The following is a 3,004-nucleotide window of genomic DNA, read 5'->3' on the forward strand; positions in this document are numbered from 1 at the left end:
ATCCTGCTGAGCAGTTCGCCGAGGGATGCTTTTGCGTCGCCGTAGAACATGCGTGTGTTGTCTTTGTAGAACAGCGGGTTTTCGATGCCCGAATAGCCGGTGCCCTGCCCGCGCTTGGAGACGAACACCTGCTTGGCCTTCCACACCTCGAGAACCGGCATGCCTGCGATGGGGGAATTGGGATCCTCTTGTGCGGCCGGGTTGACGATGTCGTTCGAGCCGATGACGATCACCACGTCGGTCGAGGGGAAATCATCGTTGATCTCGTCCATTTCCAGCACGATGTCATAGGGCACCTTGGCCTCGGCGAGCAGCACGTTCATGTGCCCGGGCAGACGCCCCGCCACCGGGTGGATGGCGAACCGCACCTCCTTGCCCTGCGCGCGCAGGCGGCGGGTCAGCTCGGCGACGTTCGCTTGCGCCTGCGCCACCGCCATGCCGTAGCCCGGCACGATGACCACGCTGTCGGCTTCCTCCAGAGCGCTGGCAACGCCGTCGGCGTCGATGGCGATCTGCTCGCCTTCGACTTCCATCGCCGGCCCGGCACTGCCGCCAAAGCCGCCAAGGATCACCGACACGAAGCTGCGGTTCATCGCCTTGCACATGATGTAGCTCAGGATCGCGCCCGAGCTGCCGACCAGCGCACCGACCACGATCAGCAGATCGTTGCCAAGGCTGAAGCCGATCGCCGCCGCCGCCCAGCCGGAATAGCTGTTGAGCATCGACACCACCACCGGCATGTCGGCGCCGCCGATGCCCATGATCAGGTGATAGCCGATGAACAGCGCCGCCAGCGTCATCAGCACCAGCGGCAACGCCCCGCCCGTGCCCATGTACCACAGCAGGCAGATCACCGAGATCGCCGCCGCCGCGATGTTCAGCAAATGCCCGCCCGGCAGCTTTTCCGCCTTCGAGCTGACCTTGCCCGCCAGCTTGCCATAAGCCACCACCGAGCCGGTAAAGGTGATCGCGCCGATGAACACACCAAGGAACAGCTCGACCGACAGGATGCTCAGCTCGACCGGGGCCTTATGCGCCACCAGCTCGGCAAACACCCCCTGCGGCACCGCGCCGCCGGTCACCGCCTTCATGGTGAAATGGGCGTTGTAGCCGACAAAAACCGCCGCAAGGCCAACAAGGCTGTGCATCGCCGCCACCAGCTGCGGCATCTCGGTCATCTCGACCTTTTTCGCCACATACATGCCGATGGTGCCGCCCGCCGCGATCAGCAGGATCGACAGCAGCCACAGCCCCGATCCGGGGCCGATCAGCGTGGCGAACACCGCCAGCGCCATGCCCGCGATGCCGTACCACACCGCGCGCTTGGCGCTTTCCTGGCCCGAAAGCCCCCCCAGCGACAGGATAAAGAGCACCGCCGCGACCACGTAGGCCGCCGTCGTGAATCCGAATTCCATAACGATGTTCCCCCCTTACGATTTCTGGAACATGGCGAGCATGCGCCGTGTCACCATGAAGCCGCCGAAGATGTTGATGCCGGTCATAAAGACCGAAAGCGCCGCCAGAACGACCACGATCCAGCTGCTCGAGCCGATCTGCATCAGCGCGCCAAGGATGATGATCGACGAGATCGCGTTGGTCACCGCCATCAGCGGCGTGTGCAGGCTGTGGCTGACGTTCCAGATCACCTGAAAGCCGACAAACACCGACAGCACGAAGACGATGAAATGCTGCATGAAGCTGGCCGGGGCCACCAGCCCCACCGCCAGCAGCAGCGCGCCGCTTACCGCCAGCAGCGTGACCTGGTTCTTGGTCTGCGCCTTGAAGGCCGCGGTTTCCGCCGCGCGTTTTTCCTCGGGCGTCAGCTCGGGGGTCTTTTCCTTGGGCTTTTGCGCCGCGATCGCCTTGGTCTTGGGCGGGGGTGGCGGCCATGTCACCGCGCCGCCATGGGCGATGGTGGCGCCGCGGATGACGTCATCTTCCATGTTGTGATTGACCGCGCCGTCCTTGGCCGGGGTCAGATCGGTCATCATGTGACGGATGTTGGTGGCATAAAGCGTCGAGGCCTGCGTCGCCATGCGGGACGGGAAATCGGTGTAGCCGACGATGGTCACGCCATTGTCGGTGACGATTTTTTCATCCCTAACGGTCATCTTGCAATTGCCGCCGCGCTCGGCGGCAAGGTCGACGATGACGCTGCCGGGCTTCATCGCCGCGACCATGTCGGGCGTCCACAGCTCGGGCGCCTCGCGGTTGGGGATCAGCGCCGTGGTGATGACGATGTCGACCTCGGGCGCCAGCTCGCGGAACTTGGCCAGCTGCGCCTCGCGGAATTCCGGGCTCGACACCGAGGCATAGCCGCCCGTCGCCGCGCCATCCGCCTGATCCTCTTCGAAATCGAGGTAAACGAATTCCGCGCCCATGGATTCGACCTGCTCGGCCACTTCGGGGCGCACGTCGAACGCATAGGTGATCGCGCCCAGCGAGGTCGAGGTGCCGATGGCCGCAAGCCCGGCCACCCCGGCGCCGACGATCAGCACCTTGGCGGGCGGCACCTTGCCAGCCGCCGTCACCTGCCCGGTGAAAAAGCGGCCGAAATTGTTGCCCGCCTCGATCACCGCACGGTAGCCGGCGATATTGGCCATCGAGCTCAGCGCATCCATCTTCTGCGCCCGGCTGATGCGCGGCACCATGTCCATGGCGATCACGCTGGCGCCGGTATCGGCGGCGCGCTGCATCAGCGCCTCGTTCGCCGCCGGCCAGAAGAACGAGACCAGCGTCTTGCCCTCCGTCAGCCGGTCAACCTCGGCGTCGCTCGGCGGCTGCACCTTGGCGATCACATCGGCCTGCTCATACAGCGCCTCGGCGCTGTCGAGCACCCTCACCCCCGCATCGCTGTAAGCGGCGTCGGAAAAGCCCGCCGCAACGCCCGCGCCGCTTTCAACCAGACACTCATGCCCCAGCTTGTGCAACGCACGCGCCGACTCCGGCGTCAGCGCTACCCGGTTCTCACCAGGCACTAGCTCCTTCGGCGTCCCTATCTTCA

The 3,004-nt window shown here is 65.0% G+C and carries 2 protein-coding genes; both read right to left on the reverse strand.

Going from position 1 to position 3,004, the window contains the following annotated elements:
• A partial coding sequence (locus tag Q4543_RS24045; protein WP_303442621.1) for an NAD(P)(+) transhydrogenase (Re/Si-specific) subunit beta occupies positions 1–1,415 on the reverse strand: 1,415 nt, incomplete at its 3' end.
• A gap of 15 nt (positions 1,416–1,430) precedes the next feature.
• Positions 1,431–3,004, reverse strand: a 1,574-nt coding sequence (locus Q4543_RS24050) for a Re/Si-specific NAD(P)(+) transhydrogenase subunit alpha (protein WP_303442623.1), incomplete at its 5' end; no start/stop codon positions are given.

The organism is Salipiger sp. 1_MG-2023, from assembly GCF_030547555.1.
Taxonomy (GTDB): Bacteria; Pseudomonadota; Alphaproteobacteria; order Rhodobacterales; family Rhodobacteraceae; genus Salipiger.